This window comes from Pseudomonas sp. m6p, from assembly GCF_055760375.1.
Map to the genome: position 1 here is coordinate 2,503,008 of NZ_CM147084.1, position 24,298 is coordinate 2,527,305.

A 24,298-nucleotide genomic window follows, 5' to 3' on the forward strand; every position below is an offset into this window, starting at 1 on the left:
GCTGATACGACCGTGCGGTCACTCAGAGGTTGCGTCGGATATGCCGTTTTCCTGGATTGGCAGACAAACGCGAAACAGGGCGCCCTCGTTGATTTGACTCTCGACGACGATGGAACCGCCATGGGCGGCGACGATCTGCTCGGAAATGAACAGACCCAGCCCGAGACCAGCCACTACCGTCTTGGCGGAAACCCGTTCGAACTGTTGAAAAATACGCTTTTGATTCTCTTCACTGATGCCGATGCCCCGGTCCTGAACCTCGACCCGCGCCTCATCACCTTCACGGTACACCCGCACCTGGATCGGGCTGCGACCACCGTAGCGCAGAGCATTGGTCAGCAGGTTGGACACCACCTGCTCAATGCGGAACTCGTCCCAATAACCTTCCACCGGCCCGGACGCAGTGAACGACACTTCGGTCTCGGCGGCCTCTATCTGCTGGGCAAAATTCTGCAGCAGGTTGCTCACCAGTTGCACCAGATCGAAACGCTCCGGACGGATCGACAACTTGCCGGTACGAATCCGCGAGACGTCGAGCATGTCTTCGATCAGGCGGATCAGGCTTTTGATCTGGCGCTCGTCGCGATCGACCATCGCGTGCATCTTGTCGAGGGTGAACGCGGCGGCGTTGTCCCGGGCCAGGTGCATCTTGCGCAATTGGGTTTCGAGTATCAGGCCATTGAGCGGCGTGCGTACTTCGTGAGCGACGATTGACATGAAGTCATCGCGCATACGCACCGCCTGCTCCAGTTCCAACTGAGTGCTCTGCAGCTGTTGCAGCAGCGCTTCCTGCTCGCGGCGCGCCTGCTCCAGGGCTTCGACCTGTTGCTTCATGGCCTTGCTCTGGCGGTACAGATCGACGAACACGTTGACCTTGCTCTTCACCGCGTGAATATCCAGCGGCTTGTGCAGGAAGTCCACCGCCCCGCTCTCGTAGCCCTTGAACGCGTAATTGAGTTCACGGCCGGCGGCGCTGACGAAAATGATCGGGATGTTTTTGGTTTTCTCGGTGCCGCGCATCAACTCGGCGAGTTCAAAGCCGTTCATGCCCGGCATCTGTACATCGAGGATGGCCATGGCGAACTCGTGTTGCAGCAGCAGCGAAAGTGCTTCGTCCGCCGACAGCGCCTTGTACACCGTGCGGTCCTCGCGCTTGATCAGCGCTTCGAGGGCCAGCAGGTTCTCCGGCAGATCGTCGACGATCAGCAATTTGGCCTGGATATTACTCAGCATGCGATTCGTTCCAGCTCGACAAGCAGACGGCCGATGCCGTGAATGGGTAGGACATGGTCAGGCTGCTGAATCTTCAGCGCAGCCAGAGGCATGGTGGCGACCTGCGCGTCCTGCGGGTCTTGAACAATGGTCAGTCCGCCGCGCCGTTTGACTTGCGCCAGACCGCGAGCACCATCGTGATTGGCACCGGTCAGCAACACGGCAGCCAAGGTTGCGCCGTAAGCATCAGCGGCGGATTCAAACAGGTAGTCAATGGCTGGCCGGGAATGGTGCACGCGGTCTTCAAGACTCAGCGACAGACTGCGATCCTGCTCAACCGACAGGTGGTAACCGGGTGTCGCGAAGTAAACCGTACCGGGAGCGATGTCCTGTTTGTCGGTCGCCTCTTCCACCGGCAGCATCAGCCGTCGGGCGAATACTTCGGCCAACTGGCTGCGGCGCTCTTCCGGCAGGTGCAACACGACGATGATTGGCAGCACATAGCCTTGGCGCAGCGGCGCGAGCAGGGTCAGCAGGGCCTCGACCCCACCAGCCGAAGCGCCGACCACGATGGCCTCGACACGAGGCAAATCCAAGGCATCGTTCATAATTTGCGGTAGATCCGTTCTTGTTTGACCAGCGGCTCGAACTGATTCGAGTAGCCGGAAAAATCCAGCGTTTCCTTGCTGCCCAGCACCAGAAAGCCTCGGTGGCACAGCGATTCATGAAACAGACCGAAGGCACGGTCCTGAAGTTTCTTGTTGAAGTAAATCAGTACGTTGCGGCAGGAAATCAATTGAGTTTCGGAGAACACACTGTCGGTCGCCAGGCTGTGATCGGCAAAGGTCACGTTCTCGCACAGGCTCTTGTCGAAAATCGCGTAGCCGTAGGCGGCGGTGTAGTAATCGGCGAAGGAGCGCTGGCCGCCGGCCTGCTGATAATTGGCGGTGTAGGCGCGCACGTTCTCCATCGAGAAAATCCCCTGCTTGGCCTTGTCCAGCGAGCGCGGGTTGATGTCGGTGGCGTAGATGATCGTACGCTCGAGCAGGCCTTCCTCGCGCAGCAGAATCGCCATCGAATAGACCTCCTCACCGGTGCTGCACCCGGCAATCCAGATCTTCAGCGACGGGTAGGTGCGCAGCAGCGGCACCACTTCCTGGCGGATCGCCAGAAAGTGCGACGGATCGCGAAACATCTCGCTGACCGGGATCGTCAGCAACTGCAGCAGCTGCATGAACGCGGTCGGATCGTGCAGCACTTTCTCCTGCAGCGCCGAGATCGTCGCACACTCGAACTGGCTCAAGGCGTGCTGCACCCGGCGCTTGATCGAAGCGCCCGAGTAATCACGAAAATCGTAGCTGTACTTGAGGTAGATCGCCTCAATCAACAAGCGTAATTCGATTTCGCTGTTGCGCTCCACGGAGTGACTGCTGTCCACTAAATGCGTTCCATCTTCGGTAACCACACGCGAATCAACGAGAACAGGCGATCCAGGTCGATGGGCTTGGCCAGGTAATCGTTGGCGCCCGCCTGCAGGCAGCGCTCCTGATCGTCTTTCATGGCCTTGGCCGTCACCGCGATGATCGGCAGTTTGCGCCAGCGCGGATCCTTGCGGATTTCAATGGTGGCTTCAAAGCCGTCCATCTCCGGCATCATCACGTCCATCAACACCAGATCGATGTCCTCGACTTCATTCAACTTATCAATCGCTTCGCGACCATTACGGCCGATCACCACGACTGCACCTTTGTGTTCCAGCGCACTGGTCAGGGCGAAGATGTTGCGTACGTCGTCGTCCACCAGCAACACCTTGCGGCCTTCGAAGACCTTGTCGCGGCTGCGGGCGGTCTTGAGCATCTTCTGCCGTTCATGGGACAACTGCGATTCGACTTTGTGCAGAAAGAGTGTCACCTCATCCAGCAGGCGTTCCGGCGAGCGCGCGCCCTTGATGATGATCGAACGCGAATACTTGCGCAGCTCGGCTTCTTCATCGCGGGTCAGATTGCGCCCGGTGTAGACGATCACTGGCGGGAACGAGCAGATGTCCTCGGTGGACATGCGCTTGAGCAGATCGTTGCCGAGCATGTCCGGCAACTTCAGGTCGATCACCATGCAGTCGTAGATCGTGGTACGCAGTTTCTCCAGCGCATCCTGCGCCAGACCGACGGCCGTGATCTCGATGTCATCGTCACCGATCAGGCGGGCAATGCTTTCGCGCTGCAGATCGTCATCTTCGACCAGCAGCACGCGTTTGACTTTCTGGGTCAGCTTGGCTTCGAGACGGGCGAACACGTCCTTGAGCTCTTCACGGGTGGTCGGCTTGACCGCATAACCGATCGCGCCCATGTGCATCGCCGCTTCAACGCGGTCTTCGACCGAGATCACATGCACCGGGATGTGCCGGGTTTCGGCATGTTCTTTCAGGCGTTGCAGCACCGTCAGCCCGGAATGGTCCGGCAGACGCATGTCGAGCAGGATCGCATCCGGTACGAACTCGCGAGCCAGGTCGTAACCTTCGTCGGCGCCGTGAGCCACCAGGCACTGGTAACCCAGTTCGTGGGCCAGGTCGTAAAGAATGTGGGCGAAATTCGGCTCGTCTTCCACCACCAGAATGCAGCGGGTGGCGAACGGTGCCTTGCCACGGTCATCGGCAAAGCGCGGGATGTGCACCGGGGCCATTGGCGACACCGCAATCGACGGCGGCGCCACCGGGACCGGGCTCGATACCGGCGGCGGCGGCGTAAAGGACAACGGCGCGGACGGTGAGTCGCCCGGCTCGCTGTATTGCTGTGGCAACACGAGAGTGAACACACTGCCCTGGCCCGGCGCGCTGCTGACGCTGATCGAGCCGCCGAGCAAGGCCGCCAGATCCCGCGAAATCGACAGACCAAGGCCAGTGCCACCGTACTTGCGGTTGGTGGTGCCGTCAGCCTGGCGGAACGCTTCGAAGATGCTTTCCTGCTGATCCGCAGCGATACCGATCCCCGAATCGCGCACGATGAAGGCAATGCGCTCGTCTGGCTGGCCGGCGATGGTCAGGCTGACCGCGCCGTGCTCGGTGAACTTCACGGCGTTGGACAGCAAGTTCTTGATCACCTGCTCCAGGCGCTGGCGGTCGGTGTACAGCATGATCGGCGCATCCGGCTGCAACTCGACGCTGAAGGTCAATTGCTTGTCCGCCGCCAGCGGCTCGAACACGCTGCGCAGGCCGTCGGCCAGCCGCGCGACACTGGTGTTTTCCGGGATCACTTCCAGCTTGCCGGCCTCGACCTTGGAAATGTCGAGAATGTCGTTGATCAGGTTCAGCAAATCGTTGCCGGCGGAATAGATCGACTCGGCGAACTTGACCTGCTCGGCCGTCAGGTTGTCCTGCGGGTTCTCGGCCAGCAGCTTGGCGAGGATCAGCGAACTGTTCAGCGGCGTGCGCAGTTCGTGGGACATGTTGGCGAGGAATTCGGACTTGTACTTGCTTGAGCGCTGTAGCTCCTCGGCGCGCTCTTCAAGCTGCACCTGAGCCTGATTGAGCTCGGTGTTCTTCTGGTCCATGGCGTCGCGCTGCTCGGCCAGGGTTTGCGCCTGTTCGGCCAACTGCTCGTTGGTCTGTTCCAGCTCGACTTGCTGGGTTTCCAGATGCGCCTGGGATTCCTTGAGAATCCGCGACTGTTCTTCCAGCTCTTCGTTGGCGGTTTTCAGCTCTTCCTGCTGCACCTGCAACTCTTCGTTGAGCTGCTGGGTTTCGGCCAGCACTTCCTGCAGACGCTGGCGATAACGCGCCGCTTCGATCGAGGTGCCGATGTTGCCGGCAATCAGTTCCAGCAAATCGATATCGCGGTCGGTGAGCGGACGCAAGAAGCCCAGCTCGATCACGCCGTTGACCCGGTCGTCATCACTGGTCGGCACCACCAGCACACTGCGCGGCAGGCCCGCGCCCAGGCCGGAGCTGACCTTGAAGTAGTCGGCCGGAACCGAATCCAGACGAATCAGTTGCCCCTGCTGGGCAACCTGGCCAACGATGCCTTCGCCGCTGTAGATCTGCTGATCCTTTTCTTCCTGCTCGCGGGAGAACCCGTAGGACGCCACGCGCTTGAGGCCGCCGTGTTCTTCACGCACGTACAGCGCCGCCACCGCCGTGCCGAGGTATTGGGCGCAGAACTGCAGAATATTGCGCCCCAGCAGGTTCAGCGTCAGTTGCCCCAACACCTGCTCCGCCAGCTCGGTCTGGCCGCTGCGCATCCATGCCTGGCGTTCCAGACGCTCGGCGCTGGCCTGTTGCGCGGCGAGAGTGGCGCTGTAGCTGTCAGACAGACGAACCAGATCACGGCGACCGACATACGCCAGCAAACCGCTGATCCCGGCGATAAACAGCAGGTACAGGGTGATGCTCCAGATTGTGGTGCGGCGCACCTCTTCGTTGCGCGTGGTGCGCAACTGCTGCTCCATGTCGATCACGTCTTCGAATTGCTTGCGGATCTCGTCGGTCAAGCGCTTGCCGCGCCCGGCCTTGACCGCGCCCCGGTAATCACCGCTGGAGCGCTGCAGATCGATCATCGATTGTGCGTAGTTGGCCCACTCGGTCTGCAGCGCCTGCAAACGACGAAGACGATCGGTCTGCACCGGGTTGTCGGCGGTCAGTTCGAGCAAGGTGTTGAGGGCCACGTTGATCCGCGGCTTGGCGGTCTCGTACGGGTCGAGGAAATGCTCATCGCCACTGAGCAGGAAGCCGCGCATGCCGGTTTCCAGATCAACCGTGAGTTTCACCGCTTCGTTGGCGTTATTGATGACGCGATCGGTGTGCTCCACCCACTGGATCACCGACAGCAGATAAGTAATCAGGGATACAAAGAACACGGCGCTGAGCGCACCAACGCCCAGCGGCAATCCGATGTTGCGCGTCAGGAGTTTGCGAAACCGTGTTTCATCAATCGAAGACGGAGTGGGCATGGGGCGGCCTTGTCGAACTGTCGAAACCCGGGAGTTTGCCCCAAAACAGTCGTATGGATCCATTTTTCTGACTGCTTTGGCAGCAATTTCCTACATTTTCCTGCGCTTACCGAGCACCAACCGTTATCCTTGCGCCGCGAAGAGCAGCTAATCTTTTTTCCGTTGAATCGGGAACTTGTGGCCATGCGCCACTTACTCATGCAAGAGCCCGGCATTTTCGACCGGTCGCCATTCCGATTTCCTTTTTTGAGAGCCCCCATATGTCCACCCCAGCGCCCACCATCCTTGTAGTAGAAGACGACGACATCGTACGCATGCTCATCGTCGATGTGCTGGAGGAGCTGGAGTTCAGTGTGCTGGAGGCGGACGACGGTGAGTCTGCGCTGAATATTCTCGGGGATCAGAGCAAGGGTATCGACTTGATGATGACCGACTACGGCCTGCCGGGCATGACAGGCAGTGAACTGGCCGGCAAGGCACGTGAACTCCGCGCCACCCTGCCCGTCCTGTTCGCCAGCGGTTACGCCGAAAACATCGACGTACCTGCCGGCATGCACGTGATCGGCAAACCGTTCTCCATCGATCAATTGCGTGACAAGGTCAAGGGCATCCTGGGCCAGTGATTGGCCTTGATCCGGCAGCGGCTGCAGATGTGGTCTAATTGCGCGCCATTTTTAGCCGCCTGCCTGCAAGGAACACTTGTCAATGACTGCATCTCCCGCCACGAAAGTTCTGGTCATCGGTTACGTCTGGCCCGAACCGCGCTCTTCGGCAGCCAGCGGACACGTGATGCAGATCCTCGATACATTCCTGCAGCAAGGCTGGGACATCACCTTCAGCAGCCCGGCCGGCCCGGGCGAGCACAAGGCTGACCTGACCGCGCTGGGCATCCGCGAAGTGCCGATCGAACTCAACAACAGCAGCTTCGATAGTTTCATCAGTGAACTGGCTCCGGATATCGTGCTGTTCGACCAGTTCATGATGGAAGAGCAGTTCGGCTGGCGCGTCGAAAAGCAATGCCCGAACGCCTTGCGCGTACTGGAGACATCCGACCTGCAGAGCCTGCGCCACGCCCGCCACCATCGGCTCAAGGAACGTTTGAAAGACGACCCGGACAATCAGGACTTCAGCGCACTGTTCGCGCCGGCGCTGCGCGAAGAGTTCGAGTTGATGGCCGATACGGACCTGGCCAAACGGGAAATCGCCGCGTTATATCGCTGCGATCTGAATCTGATGATTTCCGAAGTGGAAATCCAGTTGCTGGTCGAACAGTTTCAAGTCCCTGGCGACCTGCTGCACTGGTGCCCGTTGATGCTCGAACCGCCGCGCGGTTCATTCATTCCCTTTGAGGAGCGGGCGCACTTTCTGAGTATTGGCAACTTCCGTCACGCGCCCAACTGGGACGCCGTGCTGTGGATGAAGACCGCCGTCTGGCCGCTGATCCGCCAGCAATTGCCCGGCGCCCAACTGCATATCTACGGTGCCTATACGCCGCCCAAGGCCACAGCCCTGCACAATGCGGCGCAGGGGTTTCATGTGATGAACTGGGCAGAAGATGCACTGCAAGTGATGGCGCAAGCGCGGGTTTGCCTGGCGCCTTTGCGCTTTGGCGCCGGGATCAAGGGCAAGCTCGTCGATGCGATGCTCTGCGGTACGCCCAATGTCACCACGCCCATCGGTGCCGAAGGCATGTGCGGTGCGCTGTCATGGCCGGGTGAAGTGGCCCTGTCGGCCCAGGCCCTGGCCGATGCCGCGGTCGCCCTGCACGAAGACCAACAGCGCTGGACTGACGCACAGCAGGCCGGCGTCGCGTTATTGAACGCGCGCTATCGGCAGGCTGATCACGGCCCGGCGCTGATCGCTCGCCTGCAACATTGTCGCGATAACTTGTCGGCATTACGGCGCGCCAACTTTACTGGCAGCATGTTGCGTCACCACTTGCACAAAAGTACCCAATACATGGCGCAGTGGATCGAAGCCAAAAACCAGAAAAGTTGATAAGCCAACACTGCAAAAACCCAGTACCAACACTTTGCAAAGAGTGCTGACTTGTACTTTTTCCGACTGCATCAAAGAATAACTTCCGAACTGACCGAATAATGGACTGGTCGAAAAATAAAACTTTGTCTGCAACGGAATGCACCATGAACAACTACCCTTTAAAAAACTGGATGGCGTCCGCACCCGGTATCGACCAACTGACGCTGGGTGAAGTGGTCTGGCCCGGAGCCCATAACGCCGGGCTGGATTACGACTTTTCGTACCCGGCGTATGTGCAGCCGGCGAAAAACTGGTTTGTCTGCCAGGATGGCCCGTTCATTCAGCAACTTAACGAAGGCGTGCGCGCTTTCGACGTGCGTCTGCATGCCGATGAACACTGGCTGGGTATCAAGAAGTTCCATACGTTTCATGGCTTGAAACTGTTCCGGGGGCGTGCCTTGAGCGAACTTGTCAAAAGTCTCAACGTCTTCCTCAGTGATAACCCGAACGAGTTCATCGTGTTGGACATACATGAACTCACGGGCATCAATAATCAACCATTCGATTACAAGGGTTTGCACGAAGTCATCACCACGGAGCTGGGTTCGCGGCTTATTCCCAGAAACAACAGTCATCTGACCATTGAACAACTTAAAAGGATCAGTCCGGTACAGCGAGTGGTGTTGGCAAGCGACTCGCACCCCGACTTCAGGTCGCCCCTGTACTGGCCGAAAATCCGTCATGAGTGGAGCGGTTCAGATATCACCTCTGCCGAGCAACTCAAGCAACACATCACACGAACACTGGCCAATCCGCCGCCGTCCGGCAGCCTCTGGTCGTTATCGGCCACCAGCTATGGCGAACTGGCCGGCGTAAAGCGGATTACCCACGAACTCAATCAATGGTTTGGCCCGAACTCGGGCTGGGCGCCAAAGTGCAGCATTATCAATGCCGATTTCATCGGTGCCACGCGGCTCGCGGAATATTGCCAGCAGATCAACCATGCCAAAGGCCTGGTCAAGGCTCGGGGCTGAGGTGCTGGCACTGTCCGTGACGCGCGTGCATGATGAGCATCCGGACATAACAACAGAACGTATCGGACATGACTCGGGCAACCAGAATCACTGATCCCTCCTACGAGCTGATGGACGATCACAACGGGTTGTCCATCATCTACCGTCAGCATGGTTTTCCTTGCCCGTTAGTGCGTTGGCATTTTCACAAGGAATACGAACTGCACCTGATCGTCGCCAGTTCCGGCAAGGTCTTCATCGGCGACTACATCGGCAACTTTTATCCGCAAACACTGTTCCTCACCGGGCCCAATCTGCCGCACAACTGGATCAGCCAGGTGGCCGAAGACGAAGTGGTGGAAAAGCGCGACATGCTGGTGAACTTCACTGATGAGTTGTTCGACAGTGGGCACCAGGTGTTTGCCGAACTCAAGACTCTGGCGCCGCTGCTGGAGCGCGCGCAATACGGCATCGAGTTTCGCGACAAAGACACGATCCGCCAGGCCATGACGCTGATGCAGCGAATTGCCGATACGCGCGGTATCACTCGTCTGGGGCATTTTTTCATTCTGATGGAGTTGCTGGCGGCGACAGACGACTATCAGTTGCTGTCCGGCGCCACCAACACGCAACTGGCCGACGAGCACAATATCGACCGCACCAACCGCGCCGTCGATTTCATCTTCGACCATTACGCCCGGGAGCTGACGCTGGAAGAAGTCGCCGAGCATCTGGGGATGAAGCCGACCTACTTCAGTCGCGTATTCAAACAGGCCACCGGGCGCAACTTCATCGAGTTCGTCAATCGCCTGCGCATCAGCAAATCCTGCGAACTGCTGGCCGACGGCGACAAGCCAGTGACCGAGGTGTGTTTCGAGTCGGGGTTCAACAATATTTCCAACTTCAATCGGCGCTTCCAGCAACTCAAGGGCATGACGCCTTCACACTATCGACGCCTCGCGGTGCAGCGCCTGACCGAACAGAATCACGCTTGATAGCCACATCAAAAGATCGCAGCCTGCGGCAGCTCCTACACCGATCCCTGTAGGAGCTGCCGCAGGCTGCGATCTTTTTTGCCAGTGCAAAAAAGTATCGGTTCAAGTGCGATGGATGATTTGTCAGTCCGTCGATAGAGGGCTGTAATCAGCACACATTCTTCCTGCACAGGAAGACACAAAAACAATAACTGTCCTTCTGCTTCCCAACGGACGTAGAAAAGGAGTGCACGATGCAACCCACTGCAAAAGCTCTGCTTGCCCTCACTTGCATGACCCTCAGCAGCGTCAGCCTTGGCGCCCAGACCCTGACCATCGCCACCGTCAACAACAGCGACATGATCCGCATGCAAAAACTCTCGAAAACCTTCGAGGCCGAGCATCCGGAGATCAAGCTCAATTGGGTGGTGCTGGAAGAAAACGTGTTGCGCCAACGCCTGACCACCGACATCGCCACCCAGGGCGGGCAGTTCGATGTGTTGACCATTGGCATGTACGAAGCCGCACTCTGGGGCGCCAAAGGCTGGCTGGAACCGATGAAGGACCTGCCGGCCAGTTACGCCCTCGACGACGTGCTCCCGTCTGTGCGCGAAGGACTCTCGGTCAAGGGCTCGCTGTACGCTTTGCCGTTCTACGCCGAAAGCTCGATCACCTATTACCGCACCGACCTGTTCAAGGACGCCGGCCTGACCATGCCCGAGCGTCCGACCTGGGAACAGATCGCCGGTTTCGCCGAAAAACTCACCAACAAGGACAAAGAGCAGTACGGCATCTGCCTGCGCGGCAAGGCCGGCTGGGGCGAGAACATGGCGCTGATCACCACTGTCGCCAACGCTTACGGCGCGCGCTGGTTCGATGAGAAATGGCAGCCGGAATTCAATGGCCCGGAGTGGAAAAACGCGCTGAACTTCTACGTCGACACCATGAAGAAATCCGGCCCGCCGGGCGCTTCCAGCAACGGTTTCAACGAGAACCTCGCGCTGTTCAACAGTGGCAAGTGCGCGATGTGGGTGGATGCGTCTGTCGCCGGTTCGTTCGTCACCGACAAGACCCAGAGCAAGGTCGCCGATCACGTCGGCTTCACCTTCGCCCCGCATCAGGTCACCGACAAGGGCTCGGCATGGTTGTACTCGTGGGCACTGGCGATTCCGACCAGCTCCAAGGCCAAGGACGCCGCCAAGGCCTTCAGTGCCTGGGCGACCTCCAAGGAATACGGCGAGTTGGTCGCCAAGACTGACGGCATCGCCAACGTGCCGCCGGGCACCCGCGCCTCGACCTACAGCGATGCTTACATGAGCGCGGCGCCGTTCGCCAAGGTCACGCTGGAATCGTTGAAAGCGGCAGATCCGAGCAAACCGACGCTGAAACCGGTGCCGTACATCGGCATTCAGCTGGTGACCATTCCTGAATTCCAGGGCGTGGGCACCCAGGTCGGCAAGCTGTTCTCGGCGGCGCTGATCGGCCAGACCACGGTGGATCAAGCCCTGGCCGCCGCACAGCAAACCACCGAACGCGAGATGAAGCGCGCGGGTTATCCCAAGTAACCACTGAACGACTTGCTCCTGCCTCCTGTGGGAGCGAGCCTGCTCGCGAAGGCGTCGTGCCAGCCAATACACATGGCACTGATCCCACGCTTTCGCGAGCAGGCTCGCTCCCACATGGGATCTCCATAGGTCTGTATGACTCGGTTGTGATCACCATGAATACTTCAACTGCCAAAGCCCACCTCGACCTGTCGCAACCCCAGCGCAAAGTCCGCGTACGCAATCCCGGCTGGTTTCTGGTCAGCCCTTCGGTGGCCCTGTTGCTGCTGTGGATGATCGTGCCGTTGGGCATGACCCTCTACTTCTCGATGATTCGTTACAACCTGCTCGATCCGGGGGTGAACGAGTTCGTCGGGCTGGAGAACTTCAGCTATTTCCTCACCGACTCAGGCTTTTTGCCCGGCGCCACCAACACTCTGTTGCTGGTGGGCAGCGTGCTGCTGATCAGCGTGGTGTTCGGCGTGTTGATCAGCGCTTTGCTGGAGGCCAGCGAGTTTCTCGGTCGCGGCATCGTGCGAGTCATGCTGATCTCGCCGTTCTTCATCATGCCCACGGTCGGTGCGCTGATCTGGAAGAACCTGATTTTCCATCCGGTCTCGGGGATTCTCGCCTACGTCTGGCGGCTGTTCGGCGCCGAGCCGGTGGACTGGCTGGCGCACTACCCGCTGCTGTCAATCATCATCATTGTCTCGTGGCAATGGCTGCCCTTCGCGATCCTGATCCTGATGACCGCCATGCAATCTCTCGACCAGGAACAGAAGGAAGCCGCGCGTCTCGATGGCGCCGGTCCCGTCGCGATCTTCTGGCACCTGACCCTGCCGCACCTGGCGCGGCCGATTGCCGTGGTGGTGATGATCGAAACGATCTTCCTGCTGTCGGTGTTCGCCGAGATTTTCACCACCACCAACGGCGGCCCCGGCTACGCCTCGACCAACCTCGCCTACCTGATCTACAACCAGGCGCTGGTGCAGTTCGACGTCGGCATGGCCTCGGCCGGCGGCTTGATTGCCGTGGTCATCGCCAACATCGCCGCGATCATTCTGGTGCGGATGATCGGCAAAAACCTGACTGACAAAGCCTGAGGCCCGCCATGACTCTTCAACAATCCCGCCGGCTGCAAAGCCTGCTGCTCGGCACCCTGGCCTGGGCCATCGCGATCGTGATTTTCTTCCCGATCTTCTGGATGGTGATGACCAGTTTCAAGACCGAAATCGACGCCTTCGCCACGCCGCCGCAGTTCATCTTCACGCCGACGCTGGAGAACTATCTGCACATCAACGAACGCAGCGACTACTTCAGTTTTGCCTGGAACTCGGTGGTGATCTCGTTCAGTGCCACGGCGCTGTGCCTGCTGATCGCGGTGCCGGCTGCCTATTCGATGGCGTTCTACGAAACCCAGCGCACCAAGGGCACGCTGCTGTGGATGCTCTCGACCAAGATGCTGCCGCCGGTGGGTGTGCTGATGCCGATCTACCTGCTGGCCAAGAGTTTCGGCCTGCTTGATACGCGCATCGCGCTGATCGTGATCTACACGCTGATCAACCTGCCGATCGTGGTCTGGATGGTTTACACCTACTTCAAGGACATCCCCAAAGACATCCTCGAAGCCGCCCGCCTCGACGGCGCCACCCTCGCCCAGGAGATGCTCCGCGTGCTGCTGCCGATCGCCAAGGGCGGCCTCGCGTCCACCGTGCTGCTGTCGCTGATCCTGTGCTGGAACGAGGCGTTCTGGTCGCTGAACCTGACCTCGTCGAAAGCCGCGCCACTGACCGCGTTGATCGCCTCGTACTCCAGCCCCGAAGGCTTGTTCTGGGCCAAGTTGTCAGCGGTCTCGACCCTGGCCTGTGCGCCGATCCTGATCTTTGGCTGGATCAGCCAGAAACAACTGGTGCGCGGCCTCTCATTCGGTGCCGTGAAATGAAGATTTAAAAGCAAAAGATCGCAGCCTGCGGCAGCTCCTACAGGGGCACTGTGTAGGAGCTGCCGCAGGCTGCGATCTTTTGATCTTAAAAAAAACAACAATGCGGAGGCCCATCACCATGGCCAACCTGAAAATCAAGAATCTGCAAAAAGGCTTCGAAGGTTTCTCCATCATCAAGGGCATCGACCTTGAGGTGAACGACAAGGAATTCGTGGTCTTCGTCGGCCCGTCCGGCTGCGGCAAATCCACCCTGCTGCGGCTGATCGCCGGGCTGGAAGAAGTCAGCGGCGGCACCATCGAACTCGATGGCCGCGACATCACCGAAGTCAGTCCGGCCAAGCGCGATCTGGCGATGGTGTTCCAGACCTACGCGCTGTACCCGCACATGACCGTGAAAAAGAACATGTCGTTCGCCCTTGATCTGGCCGGCGTGCCAAAAGCCGAAGTCGAGAAAAAGGTCGGCGAAGCGGCGCGCATTCTCGAACTCGGGCCGATGCTCGAGCGCAAGCCGAAACAGCTCTCCGGCGGGCAACGGCAACGGGTCGCCATCGGCCGCGCCATCGTGCGCAATCCGAAAATCTTCCTGTTCGACGAGCCGCTGTCCAACCTCGACGCCGCCCTGCGCGTGCAAATGCGTCTGGAACTGCTGCGCCTGCACAAGGACCTGCAAGCCACGATGATCTACGTGACCCACGACCAGGTCGAAGCCATGACCATGGCTGACAAGGTGGTGGTGCTCAATGGCGGCAAGATCGAGCAGGTCGGCTCGCCGCTGGACCTCTATCACAACCCGGCCAACCTGTTCGTCGCCGGGTTCCTCGGCACGCCGAAAATGGGCTTCCTCAAGGGCAAGATCGCCCGCATTGACAGCCAGAGCTGCGAAGTCTCGCTGGACGCCGGTACACGCATCACCCTGCCGTTCAATGCCGCCAATCTAAGCGTCGGCAGCGCGGTGACCCTGGGCATTCGCCCGGAGCATCTGGAGCTGGCGCAACCGGGCGACTGCACCCTGCAAGTCACCGCCGACGTCAGCGAACGCCTGGGCAGCGACACCTTCTGCCACGTCACCAGCAACGCCGGCGAAGCCCTGACCATGCGTGTGCGCGGTGACTTGGCGAGCCGCTACGGCGAGCAACTGAACCTGCACCTGGACGCCAGCCATTGCCACCTGTTCGACGCCAATGGCGTGGCGCTGACCCGCCCGCTGCGCGCCGCGGCCTGAATTTCGAGACTTGTCCGATGAAACTCAATAAGCAAAATCTGCAGCGCCTCGCCCCCGAGGTGCAACTGCCGGCCTACAGCCTCAGCGACACCCGCCAGGGCATCGCGCACATTGGCGTCGGCGGCTTCCATCGCGCGCATCAGGCGTATTACACCGATGCACTGATGAATACCGGTCAGGCGCTGGACTGGGCAATCTGCGGCGTTGGCCTGCGCACTGAAGACCGCCGTGCCCGCGACGATCTCAAAGAACAGGATTACCTGTTCACCCTGTTCGAACTCGGCGACAGCGACGACACCGAAGTGCGGGTGATCGGTGCGATTCGCGACATGCTCCTGGCCGAGGACGGCGCGCAGGCGCTGATCGACAAACTCGCCGATCCGCAGATCCGCATCGTCTCGCTGACCATCACCGAGGGCGGTTATTGCATCGACGACAGCAACGGCGAGTTCATGGCGCACCTGCCACAGATCCAGCACGATCTGGCAAACCCGGACGCGCCGACCACGGTGTTCGGCTTCCTCTGCGCAGCGCTGCTAAAGCGCCGTAACGCGGGCACACCGGCGTTCACCCTCATGTCCTGCGATAACCTGCCGCATAACGGCGCGGTGACCCGCAAAGCGCTACTCGCTTTTGCCACCCTGCGTGACAAAGGGCTGCGCGACTGGATCGAGCAGAACGTGAGTTTCCCCAACGCCATGGTCGATCGCATCACACCGATGACCAGCACCGCGCACCGCCTGCAACTGGCCGACAAACACGGCGTCGACGATGCCTGGCCAGTGGTCTGCGAGCCGTTCGTGCAATGGGTGCTGGAAGACAAATTCGTCAACGGTCGCCCGGCCTGGGAACAGGTCGGCGTGCAGTTCACCGATGACGTTTCGCCCTACGAAGAGATGAAGATCAAGCTGCTCAACGGCAGCCACCTGGCCCTGACTTACCTGGGTTTTTTGAAGGGCTATCGCTTCGTCCACGAGACCATGAACGACCCGCTGTTCGTACGCTACATGCGCGCCTACATGGACCTTGACGTCACCCCGCAACTGGCGCCGGTGCCGGGCATCGACCTGACCGACTACAAAGACACATTGGTGGCGCGGTTCTCCAATCAGGCGATTGCCGATCAACTGGAACGGGTGTGTTCGGACGGTTCATCGAAGTTTCCCAAGTTCACCATTCCGACGATCAATCGCTTGATTGCCGATGGCCAGGAAACCAGGCGCGCAGCGTTGGTGGTGGCTGCCTGGGCGTTGTATCTGCAGGGCGTGGATGAAAATGGCGACACCTATACGATTCCGGATCCACGGGCGGAATTTTGTCAGGGGCTGGTAGCGGATGATGCGTTGATCACTCAGCGCTTGTTGGCGGTCGAGGAGATTTTCGGCACGGCGATTCCACGTTCGGCGGCATTTGTGGCAGCGTTTGAGTGGTGCTGCAACAGCTTGCGTGAGGTGGGTGTGACGCGCACGTTGGAGCGGGTGCTGGCTGAGTGATGCGGTGAAACCACCGGCGCCATCGCTGGCAAGCCAGCTCCCACAGGATTTTCAATCGTTGATGAATTTTGCGTACACCCTAGAACCTGTGGGAGCTGGCTTGCCAGCGATTGGCTTCACCTTGACTCACCTGACACCCTGAGGGCCTTACTGTGACCACCCGACAACTCTTCCTCGGCATCGACTGCGGCACCCAGGGCACCAAGGCGATCATCCTCGATGCGGCCAGCGGTCAAGTGCTCGGCGAAGGCGCCGCCACGCACACGATGATCAGCGGCGCCAACGGCCGCCGCGAGCAAGACACCCAACAGTGGCTCGACGCCTTCGCCCTCGCCTCCCGCCGCGCCCTGCTCGCAGCCAATGTCGACGGGCAGGCGATCCTCGGCATCGGTGTCTCCGGCCAGCAACACGGCTTGGTGCTGCTCGACGATCAGGGCCAAGTGCTGCGCCCGGCCAAACTGTGGTGCGACACCGAAACCACGGATGAAAACGATCGTCTGCTCCAACACCTCGGCGGTGCACAAGGCGCGCTGGAGCGCCTCGGCGTGGTCATCGCACCGGGCTATACCGTGTCGAAACTGCTGTGGACCAAGGAACAGCACCCGGAGGTGTTCTCGCGTATTGCGCGGATCCTGCTGCCCCACGATTACCTGAATTTCTGGCTCACCGGGCGCGCCTGCAGCGAGTACGGCGACGCTTCCGGCACCGGTTATTTCAACGTGCGCAGCCGCCAGTGGGACTTGCAGTTGCTGCGTGATATTGACCCCACCGGTCGCCTGCAAGCGGCATTGCCGGAGCTGATCGACGCGCATCAGGCGGTGGGCACACTGCTGCCAGCGATTGCCGAACAGTTGGGCCTCAACCCGAACGCAGTGGTCGCCAGCGGCGGTGGCGACAACATGATGGGCGCCATCGGTACCGGCAACATTCAACCCGGGGCGATCACCATGAGCCTCGGTTCCTCCGGCACGGTGTACGCCTACGCCGAGGCGCCGCAGGTCAGCGCGGATGCTTCGGTTGCCACATTCTGCTCGTCCAGCGGCGGCTGGCTGCCGCTGATCTGCACCATGAACCTGACCAACGCCACCGGCGCAATACGCGAGCTGTTCGACCTCGACCTGGAGCAGTTCAATCAGCTCGTGGCCCAGGCGCCCATCGGCGCGGAAGGCGTGAGCATGCTGCCGTTCCTCAACGGCGAACGCGTCCCCGCCCTGCCCCATGCCACCGGCAGCCTGCACGGCTTGACCCTGAACAACCTGACTCAGGCCAACCTGTGTCGCGCCGTGGTCGAGGGCACCACCTTCGGTTTGCGTTATGGACTGGATCTGTTGCGCCACAATGGTTTACAAAGCCGCAGCATTTGCCTGATCGGCGGCGGCTCGAAAAGTGCGGTGTGGCGGCAGATCGTCGCCGACATCATGAACACCCCGGTGATCTGTACCGAACACAGCGAAGCCGCAGCCCTCGGCGCGGCGATTCAGGCAGCGTGGTGCAAGTCATGGTCGAACGGCCACGAAGACACTTTGGCCGACCTGTGCCAGCGCTGCGTGAAGCTCGATCTGCACAGTGAAACCCTGCCGGTTGCCGCCCATGTCGCGGCGTTCCAGCAGGCCTATGAACGCTATCAACAGCATGTCGCAACCCTATAAAGAGCAAACAATCATGTATTTGGTGTGTGGCGAAGCCCTGTTCGATTTTTTCAGCGAAGACGATGCCAGCGGTCTGGCTTCGAAGGTCAATTTCAAGGCGATTGCCGGCGGCTCGCCGTTCAACGTCGCGGTCGGCTTGCGCCGTTTGGGTGTGGATTCGGCGTTGTTTGCCGGGCTGTCCACCGACTATCTCGGTCGACGTTTGCAGCAAGTGCTGCGGGATGAAGGCGTGCGGGCGGACTACTTGGTCGACTTCGCCGCGCCAACCACGCTGGCGATGGTCGCGGTCGGCGCCAATGGCTCGCCGCATTACAGCTTTCGCGGTGAGGGCTGCGCTGATCGCCAGTTGAGCCTCGCCCATCTGCCGCAACTCGGAGATGACGTGCGTGGCCTGCACATCGGCTCGTTCTCGCTGGTGGTGCAACCGATTGCCGACACTTTGCTGACGCTGGTGCAGCGTGAAAGCGGCAAGCGGTTGATCACCCTCGACCCCAACGTGCGCCTCAACCCGGAACCGAACATCGACCTCTGGCGCGAGCGCGTGGCGACCCTGGTGCAACTGGCCGACATGATCAAGGTCAGCGACGAAGACCTGAGCCTGTTGTATCCCGAACAGGACCCACAACGCGTGATCGAAGGCTGGCTGCAGCATCGCTGCCAGTTGGTGTTCCTGACCCGTGGCGGCGAAGGCGCGACGGTGTTCAGTCGCGCGCATGGCTCGTGGTCAGTACCGGCGTGCTCGGTGAAGATCGCCGATACCGTCGGCGCCGGCGATACCTTTCAAGCGGCGCTGATCACCTGGCTGACCGAACAAGGTCTGGACTCGGTTGAGGGCGTGCAACAGCTCAGCCGCGAACAGATCGACGCCATGCTCAGGTTTGCCGTACAGGCGGCCGCCCTGACGTGCAGCAAGACCGGTCCGGATTTGCCCTATCGTCACCAGTTGAGCTGAGCGCGTAGACTGTCGGCCTTTTTGCGCGCATGGGGATGACGGTTTGATTTCGGGGCGGACGGCGGGACTTTTGATACTGGCGGGATTACTCAGCGGCTGCGGCACCTCGCCGCCGCGTTCGCCGGAAGACATCTGCGAAATCTTCCGCGAAAAAAGCGACTGGTACGACGCGGCGCAAGTCACGCAAAAGCGCTGGGGCGTCCCGATCCAGGTGCCCTTCGCGATCATGTATCAGGAGTCCGGCTACCGATACGACGCCAAGACGCCGCGCAAGTACCTGTTGTGGGTGATTCCGTGGGGCCGGGTGTCGACGGCCGCCGGCTATGCCCAGGCCAAGGATGAAGTCTGGGCCGATTACCAGAAGAGTACCGGGCGCAATTGGGCTGACCGCAACGACTTTGACGACGCCATCGACTTCGTCGGCTGGTACATGGACAAGACCACCTCGATCAACGGCGTGTACAAATACGACGTCTATAACCAGTACCTGAACTACCACGAAGGCTGGGGCGGCTTCCGCAACAAGACCTACGCCAGCAAGGCCTGGCTGATGCCGACTGCACGCAAGGTGCAGGCGCGTTCCGACGTGTATGCGCGGCAGTATGCCGGGTGCAAAGAGGATTTGAATCGCGGCTTCTGGAGCCGGTTCTGGCATTGGTTGTAGGCCGCCGCAGTCCCCCTGTAGGAGCTGCCGCAGGCTGCGATCTTTTGATTTTGTTATTCACAATCAAGATCAAAAGATCGCAGCCTTCGGCAGCGCCTACAGGGAGCGAGGTTTACAGGACCGAAAAGTTGTAACTCACAATCAACCGGGTCTCATCCACATCCCGCGCAAATTTCTCATAATTGGTGCGGTAAGTCGCATTGCGCAGGCGCAGGCTGACATCCTTGAACGTGCCCGTCTGGATCACGTACTTCAACTCGCTGTCGCGCTCCCACTCTTTGCCTTCCTGATCGCTGCCCGGGACTTTGATGTGGTCACCGTTCACATAACGGGTCAGGAAACTCAGGCCGTTGATGCCGATGGCCTTGAAGTCATAGTCGTAACGCAACTGCCAGGAGCGCTCCTGCGCCGCCGCGAAGTCGTTGACCTGCACGTAGTTGACCAGATACGGATTGCTGCCATCGAGGTACGGCATCGAGTTGTCGCCGTTCATGCGCTGCCAACCGGCGCTGAAGGTGTGGCCGCTGATGCCGTACGAGAGCATGCCGCTCAACGCGCGGTTGTCGATGGAGCCGGCCTTGGCATCACCGCTGTCGGCGCTTTTCAGCAAACGCACATCGGCCTTCAGCACACCGTCACCCAGCGGCTGGTTAGCCAACATCCCCACAAAGTGCTGGCGATAGATGTCTTCCAGTTCCGCGTAGTGATACTGCGCGGTCAGGCGATCATTGATCTTGTAGTCGATGCCGTACATGTCGAAATGGTCGGCGGTGGTGTTACAGGCGTAGCGCTTGTTCTTGCAGTGCACGCGGATGTCTTGCGAATCAGTGGAATCCCGTGCGGTGTACTTGTCCAGACGCGCGGCCATGAAGGTCAGATCCTTCACTTCTCTGGAGGTCAGCATCGCACCGTTGAACATCGTGGGCAGCAGGCGGCCGTCGTTGTACTTGAGCAGTGGCAGATCCGGCAGCAGCGCGCCGTACTTCAACACCGTGTCCGAGACCTTGACCTTGGCGGTCAGGCCCATCTTCGCGTACTGCCCCTTCGAGCCGCGCGGGTTCTCGCCGCTGGATGGCAGCAAGCCGCTGTTGCTGCGATCAGGGCTGGAGTCGAGCTGAAACCCGAGCATGCCCAGCGCATCGATACCGAAGCCGACCGTGCCCTCGGTGTAACCCGATTGCAGATTGAGAATAAAGCCTTGCGCCGACTCTTCACGCTTGGAAGCGCCCTGGTCGCTGGAAGTGTGCCCATCACGGAAATCGCGGTTGAAATACACCGTGCGCGATTCGATTTTCGCCGTGGTGTCTTCGAGAAAACCGCTGGCCTGAACCTGCGCGGCAAAACCGGCGCACAGCACAGCGGCTCCGAAGCCAAACGACTGGCGCGGGGTGATGAGAGGGAATGGGGGACGCATGAAAAACTCCAACAGTACAGCGTTTGCGCCAGGGCGCAATCAGCCAGAAAAATAGCTCCCGTCCCGGGTCAGAAACAGCCGGGAAGAAGTGGACACGCAGGGGTGAGCGACAATGATGGCAGATGGCTTTGATGGCCTGAAGGCGACTTTAGTCTGAAACTGACTGGCGATTCTCAAGCACTGAACCGCTCTGAACCACGCATTGCCGGCTCCTTCAGAACGGCGCAACCCGCGGTTTCACTGGCTCGAAACGCCGATCTAAGGGTTTTCCCTATACGCCGCAGCTCCCGCGCCTACGGCATTTGCGCCTTGAACGAGGCGGTCTAATCCTCCATCATCCGTCACCTGCTTATTCAATGGACGGAATTCAAGGCATGCTGGACGCCAACGCCACCCACATTACCCTTACCCTCGAAGGCGCCTCCGCCGACCTGCAAGTGCTCAGCTTCACCGGTCGCGAAGCCCTCAACGAGCCTTTCCGTTTCGACCTCGAACTGGTCAGCGCCCGCCCCGACCTCAAACTCGAAGAGCTGCTGCACAAGCCCGGCGTCCTGACCTTCGGCGCCACCGGCGAAGGCAAGATTCATGGCCTGGTGTATCGCATCGAACAAGGCGATTCCGGCAAGACCCTGACCCGTTACAGCATCAGCCTGGTGCCGCAGCTGGCCTATCTGCGGCACAACCATGACCAGCAGATTTTCCAGAACCTCACGGTGCCGAAAATCATCGCCCAGGTCCTCGAAGATCGCGGCATCCTCGCCGACGCCTACAGCTTCCAGCTCAACGCCGAGTACCCGCAGCGCGATTACTGCGTGCAGTACGACGAGTCCGACCTGCACTTCATCCAGCGCCTGTGCGAGGAGGAAGGCATTCACTTCCACTTCCAGCACAGCAGCAGCGGCCACAAACTGGTGTTCGGCGACGATCAAACGGTGTTCCGCAAACTCAAGGCCGTGAGCTACCAGCAAGACTCCGGCATGAGCGCCGACAAACCGGTGATCAAACGCTTCAACCTGCGCCTTGAAACCCGCACCACCCGCGTCAGCCGCCGCGACTACGACTTCGAAAAACCGAAGATCCTGCCCGAAGGCGCGGTCAAATCCGAGTTTGCCCCGGACCTTGAGGACTACGATTACCCCGGCCGCTTCACCACCCGCGAGCGCGGCAAATTCCTCTCGACCCGCGCCCTCGAACGCCATCGCAGCGACTACAAACTCGCCGAAGGCAAAGGTGACGAACCGACCCTGACCAGCGGCCACTTCCTGACCTTGGCCGAACACCCGCGCGCTGAATGGAACGACTTGTGGCTGCTGCTGGAAGTCTTCCACGAAGGCAAACAACCGCAGGTGCTCGGTGAAAACGTCACCAGCGACGTCACCGACAACAAAAGCGATTTCCACCAGGGCTACCGCAACAGCTTCCTCGCCACCCCGTGGGACGCGCACTACCGCCCTGCCCTCGAACACCCGAAACCCAAAGTCCTCGGCAGCCAGACCGCGGTCGTCACCGGCCCGGCCGGCGAAGAAATCCACTGCGACCAGTACGGCCGCATCAAGGTCCAGTTCCACTGGGACCGCGACGGCCAGTCCGACGACAAAACCACCTGCTGGCTGCGCGTCGCCAGCGGCTGGGCCGGCGCCGCCTACGGCGGCATCGCCATCCCGCGCATCGGCATGGAAGTCCTCGTCACCTTCCTCGAAGGCGACCCCGACCAGCCCCTCGTCACCGGCTGCCTGTACCACAAGGAAAACGTCGTCCCCTACGACCTGCCGGCAAACAAGACCCGCAGCACCTTCAAAACCCTCAGTTCCCCGGGCGGCAAGGGCTATAACGAGTTTCGTATCGAAGACAAAAAGGGGGGCGAACAGATCTACATCCATGCCCAGCGCGATTGGGACGAGAACATCGAGCACGACCAGAAGATCCGCGTGGGCAATGAGCGGCATGACACGGTTGAGGCCAACACCCTGAGCGAATTCAAGGTCGAGGAGCACCGGATTACCCATCTGGATCGGGTGAGTGAGATGCGGGCGGATGATCACCTGACCGTTGCAGTCACCCAGCACCTCAAAGTGGGCACGGCGCAATTCGTCGAAGCCGGCAGCGAAATCCATTACTACGCCGGCCAGAAAGTCGTCGTCGAAGGCGCAATGGAACTGACCGCCAAAGCGGGCGGCAGCTTCGTCAAGGTCGACGCCGGTGGCGTGACCATCAGCGGCGCCGAGGTGAAGGTCAATACCGGCGGTGCGCCGGGCGTGGGTACGCCGGCCGCGCCGTTGCTGCCGGGGCCGATGAAAGTGGCGGATGCGGATAAGGCGGGCAAAGCACCACTACCCGCTCGTCTCAATGAATCAGGCATCACACCGTTGTGCGGCAAACAGAGTAACGGCGCTTGCAGCCGTAAGGATTGCACATGCATGTAAAAGCGCTGAGCGCTCTGCTGGCAGAGCCTCGTTACAACTTCTCGGACCTGCCCGCTGCAAGCGAATCGCTGTGCTTCATCATCGATCAGGGCCTCCAGCCGCAAGCCTTGAGTCGGCTCTATCGAGTCGGTGAGCCCGTTGTTTCCCAAGGGCTGTTCTTCGGTACCGACTTCGCCGAAATTCCCGAGGGTCCCTTGTGGTTGATCACCCCCAGAGGTAGCAAACTGGCCGCTGAAGCGACAAAACTTTGTGAGGAACACTTTTCGGGAATTGCGATCTCAACACCTGACCCGGAAAAGGCCCTGGCTCACGCACGCTGGCTCCTCAGAGTCAACGACGGTTCTGGAGGGCAAAGTTTGTTGAGCTTCCACAAACCGAGCCTGTGGGCAGCATTGGCTTACACCGCCAATAAAACCTTTGATCAGTTACTGGGTTGCTGGAACGCCGTTTACTCCCCCGCGCCAAAGAACTTCGGCGAGCAGCGTGGTCCATGGTTAGCCTGGGTAGCCAACAAAGAATCGACATGGCCAGGTGACAAAGCGCCATTCAACCTTCCGGAGGCAGCCGCGCAAGTTCAAGCGCGTCTCGGCTGGGTGTATTGGGTAGATGAGGAATACACAGCTTTTGAAGAGCCGAGTGATGATCGTCTGAACGATATCGCCGACAACCTCGACCTCCTGCTCAAGAGCAACATCTATGAAGGTGATCACCTGCTCAAGCTTGGTCATGCCGTGAACGGCCCGCTATTTGAAGCGCAGCCCGAGATCATGGCGATCCTGCAATCAAAGGACGAGTCGTTTATCAAAGTAGATCGGCTCCTGGAATCAGCCGCCGTCGCCCAACGTTAACGGCGACGCGACAACAGAACGGAATCA

19 protein-coding genes are annotated in these 24,298 nt (G+C 60.0%); 14 read left to right on the forward strand and 5 right to left on the reverse strand.

The window, feature by feature from the left end:
* Window positions 1-18 precede the first annotated feature (18 nt).
* From ACYZUM_RS11270 to ACYZUM_RS11285, 4 genes are read right to left on the reverse strand one after another with little or no spacing between them, the layout of a single operon-like run.
* On the reverse strand, window positions 19-1,233 hold the full coding sequence (locus tag ACYZUM_RS11270) for a hybrid sensor histidine kinase/response regulator (RefSeq protein WP_041064291.1): 1,215 nt from the start codon (window positions 1,231-1,233) through the stop codon (window positions 19-21).
* Window positions 1,227-1,820, reverse strand: a complete 594-nt coding sequence (locus ACYZUM_RS11275) for a chemotaxis protein CheB (RefSeq protein ID WP_047294607.1) — start codon at window positions 1,818-1,820, stop codon at window positions 1,227-1,229. Before ACYZUM_RS11275 ends, ACYZUM_RS11270 begins: the two co-directional genes overlap by 7 nt.
* The gene (locus ACYZUM_RS11280; RefSeq protein ID WP_041064296.1) at window positions 1,817-2,650 is read right to left on the reverse strand and encodes a CheR family methyltransferase; all 834 of its coding nucleotides are present in this window, start codon (window positions 2,648-2,650) and stop codon (window positions 1,817-1,819) included. Before ACYZUM_RS11280 ends, ACYZUM_RS11275 begins: the two co-directional genes overlap by 4 nt.
* Window positions 2,650-6,153 carry a response regulator gene (locus ACYZUM_RS11285; RefSeq protein WP_108182779.1) on the reverse strand — a complete coding sequence of 1,168 codons (3,504 nt, stop codon included), beginning with the start codon at window positions 6,151-6,153 and terminating at the stop codon, window positions 2,650-2,652. Before ACYZUM_RS11285 ends, ACYZUM_RS11280 begins: the two co-directional genes overlap by 1 nt.
* Before the next feature lie 260 nt (window positions 6,154-6,413).
* Here ACYZUM_RS11285 and ACYZUM_RS11290 point away from each other — a divergent pair, with 260 nt between their 5' ends.
* From ACYZUM_RS11290 to ACYZUM_RS11345, 12 genes are all read left to right on the forward strand, one after another.
* A complete protein-coding gene (locus ACYZUM_RS11290) occupies window positions 6,414-6,776 on the forward strand; it encodes a response regulator (RefSeq protein ID WP_041064307.1) in 363 nt (120 codons plus the stop codon).
* A gap of 82 nt (window positions 6,777-6,858) precedes the next feature.
* Window positions 6,859-8,151: a glycosyltransferase gene (locus ACYZUM_RS11295; RefSeq protein ID WP_108182780.1), complete on the forward strand. Its 1,293-nt coding sequence runs from the start codon at window positions 6,859-6,861 to the stop codon at window positions 8,149-8,151.
* Window positions 8,152-8,252: 101 nt separating this feature from the next.
* Window positions 8,253-9,167 carry a phosphatidylinositol-specific phospholipase C domain-containing protein gene (locus ACYZUM_RS11300; RefSeq protein WP_262947887.1) on the forward strand — a complete coding sequence of 305 codons (915 nt, stop codon included), beginning with the start codon at window positions 8,253-8,255 and terminating at the stop codon, window positions 9,165-9,167.
* Window positions 9,168-9,235: 68 nt separating this feature from the next.
* Complete coding sequence (locus ACYZUM_RS11305) at window positions 9,236-10,141, forward strand: AraC family transcriptional regulator (protein ID WP_041064319.1); 906 nt, start codon at window positions 9,236-9,238, stop codon at window positions 10,139-10,141.
* 233 nt (window positions 10,142-10,374) lie between these two features.
* Window positions 10,375-11,685, forward strand: a complete 1,311-nt coding sequence (locus ACYZUM_RS11310; RefSeq protein ID WP_108182782.1) for an ABC transporter substrate-binding protein — start codon at window positions 10,375-10,377, stop codon at window positions 11,683-11,685.
* 155 nt (window positions 11,686-11,840) lie between these two features.
* Window positions 11,841-12,767: a carbohydrate ABC transporter permease gene (locus ACYZUM_RS11315; protein WP_108184398.1), complete on the forward strand. Its 927-nt coding sequence runs from the start codon at window positions 11,841-11,843 to the stop codon at window positions 12,765-12,767.
* Between the two features lie 8 nt (window positions 12,768-12,775).
* Entirely contained in the window at window positions 12,776-13,606 is an 831-nt protein-coding gene (locus ACYZUM_RS11320; RefSeq protein WP_047294621.1) for a carbohydrate ABC transporter permease, read from the forward strand.
* Between the two features lie 118 nt (window positions 13,607-13,724).
* On the forward strand, window positions 13,725-14,828 hold the full coding sequence (locus ACYZUM_RS11325) for an ABC transporter ATP-binding protein (protein WP_108182783.1): 1,104 nt from the start codon (window positions 13,725-13,727) through the stop codon (window positions 14,826-14,828).
* Window positions 14,829-14,845: 17 nt separating this feature from the next.
* The gene (locus tag ACYZUM_RS11330) at window positions 14,846-16,321 is read left to right on the forward strand and encodes a mannitol dehydrogenase family protein (RefSeq protein ID WP_108182784.1); all 1,476 of its coding nucleotides are present in this window, start codon (window positions 14,846-14,848) and stop codon (window positions 16,319-16,321) included.
* 152 nt (window positions 16,322-16,473) lie between these two features.
* On the forward strand, window positions 16,474-17,970 hold the full coding sequence (xylB, locus tag ACYZUM_RS11335) for a xylulokinase (protein WP_108182785.1): 1,497 nt from the start codon (window positions 16,474-16,476) through the stop codon (window positions 17,968-17,970).
* A 13-nt stretch (window positions 17,971-17,983) separates the two neighbouring features.
* On the forward strand, window positions 17,984-18,922 hold the full coding sequence (locus tag ACYZUM_RS11340; RefSeq protein ID WP_108182786.1) for a carbohydrate kinase family protein: 939 nt from the start codon (window positions 17,984-17,986) through the stop codon (window positions 18,920-18,922).
* A gap of 43 nt (window positions 18,923-18,965) precedes the next feature.
* Window positions 18,966-19,586 (forward strand): transglycosylase SLT domain-containing protein, encoded by a 621-nt coding sequence (locus ACYZUM_RS11345; RefSeq protein ID WP_108182787.1) that lies wholly within the window; start codon window positions 18,966-18,968, stop codon window positions 19,584-19,586.
* Between the two features lie 112 nt (window positions 19,587-19,698).
* On the opposite strand, the gene ACYZUM_RS11350 is transcribed toward ACYZUM_RS11345, so the two are convergent.
* Window positions 19,699-21,000, reverse strand: coding sequence for an OprD family porin (locus ACYZUM_RS11350; RefSeq protein WP_108182788.1), 1,302 nt, complete (start codon window positions 20,998-21,000; stop codon window positions 19,699-19,701).
* A gap of 374 nt (window positions 21,001-21,374) precedes the next feature.
* On the opposite strand from ACYZUM_RS11350, the gene ACYZUM_RS11355 reads away from it, so the two are divergent.
* Together ACYZUM_RS11355 and ACYZUM_RS11360 are read left to right on the forward strand one after the other, a co-directional pair.
* On the forward strand, window positions 21,375-23,423 hold the full coding sequence (locus ACYZUM_RS11355; RefSeq protein WP_108182789.1) for a type VI secretion system Vgr family protein: 2,049 nt from the start codon (window positions 21,375-21,377) through the stop codon (window positions 23,421-23,423).
* Window positions 23,414-24,271: a DUF4123 domain-containing protein gene (locus tag ACYZUM_RS11360; protein ID WP_108182790.1), complete on the forward strand. Its 858-nt coding sequence runs from the start codon at window positions 23,414-23,416 to the stop codon at window positions 24,269-24,271. Before ACYZUM_RS11355 ends, ACYZUM_RS11360 begins: the two co-directional genes overlap by 10 nt.
* Window positions 24,272-24,298: the final 27 nt, after the last annotated feature.

Excerpts from the sequence above, each read along its gene's own strand:
- ACYZUM_RS11330 (WP_108182784.1), top strand. The coding sequence starts at position 14,846 with ATGAAACTCAATAAGCAAAATCTGCAGCGCCTCGCCCCCGAGGTGCAA.
- ACYZUM_RS11340 (WP_108182786.1), top strand. The coding sequence starts at position 17,984 with ATGTATTTGGTGTGTGGCGAAGCCCTGTTCGATTTTTTCAGCGAAGAC.
- ACYZUM_RS11285 (WP_108182779.1), bottom strand. The coding sequence starts at position 6,153 with ATGCCCACTCCGTCTTCGATTGATGAAACACGGTTTCGCAAACTCCTG.
- ACYZUM_RS11325 (WP_108182783.1), top strand. The coding sequence starts at position 13,725 with ATGGCCAACCTGAAAATCAAGAATCTGCAAAAAGGCTTCGAAGGTTTC.
- ACYZUM_RS11360 (WP_108182790.1), top strand. The coding sequence starts at position 23,414 with ATGCATGTAAAAGCGCTGAGCGCTCTGCTGGCAGAGCCTCGTTACAAC.
- ACYZUM_RS11305 (WP_041064319.1), top strand. The coding sequence starts at position 9,236 with ATGACTCGGGCAACCAGAATCACTGATCCCTCCTACGAGCTGATGGAC.
- ACYZUM_RS11355 (WP_108182789.1), top strand. The coding sequence starts at position 21,375 with ATGCTGGACGCCAACGCCACCCACATTACCCTTACCCTCGAAGGCGCC.
- ACYZUM_RS11300 (WP_262947887.1), top strand. The coding sequence starts at position 8,253 with ATGGACTGGTCGAAAAATAAAACTTTGTCTGCAACGGAATGCACCATG.
- ACYZUM_RS11320 (WP_047294621.1), top strand. The coding sequence starts at position 12,776 with ATGACTCTTCAACAATCCCGCCGGCTGCAAAGCCTGCTGCTCGGCACC.
- ACYZUM_RS11350 (WP_108182788.1), bottom strand. The coding sequence starts at position 21,000 with ATGCGTCCCCCATTCCCTCTCATCACCCCGCGCCAGTCGTTTGGCTTC.
- ACYZUM_RS11310 (WP_108182782.1), top strand. The coding sequence starts at position 10,375 with ATGCAACCCACTGCAAAAGCTCTGCTTGCCCTCACTTGCATGACCCTC.
- ACYZUM_RS11290 (WP_041064307.1), top strand. The coding sequence starts at position 6,414 with ATGTCCACCCCAGCGCCCACCATCCTTGTAGTAGAAGACGACGACATC.
- ACYZUM_RS11275 (WP_047294607.1), bottom strand. The coding sequence starts at position 1,820 with ATGAACGATGCCTTGGATTTGCCTCGTGTCGAGGCCATCGTGGTCGGC.
- ACYZUM_RS11270 (WP_041064291.1), bottom strand. The coding sequence starts at position 1,233 with ATGCTGAGTAATATCCAGGCCAAATTGCTGATCGTCGACGATCTGCCG.
- ACYZUM_RS11315 (WP_108184398.1), top strand. The coding sequence starts at position 11,841 with ATGAATACTTCAACTGCCAAAGCCCACCTCGACCTGTCGCAACCCCAG.
- ACYZUM_RS11295 (WP_108182780.1), top strand. The coding sequence starts at position 6,859 with ATGACTGCATCTCCCGCCACGAAAGTTCTGGTCATCGGTTACGTCTGG.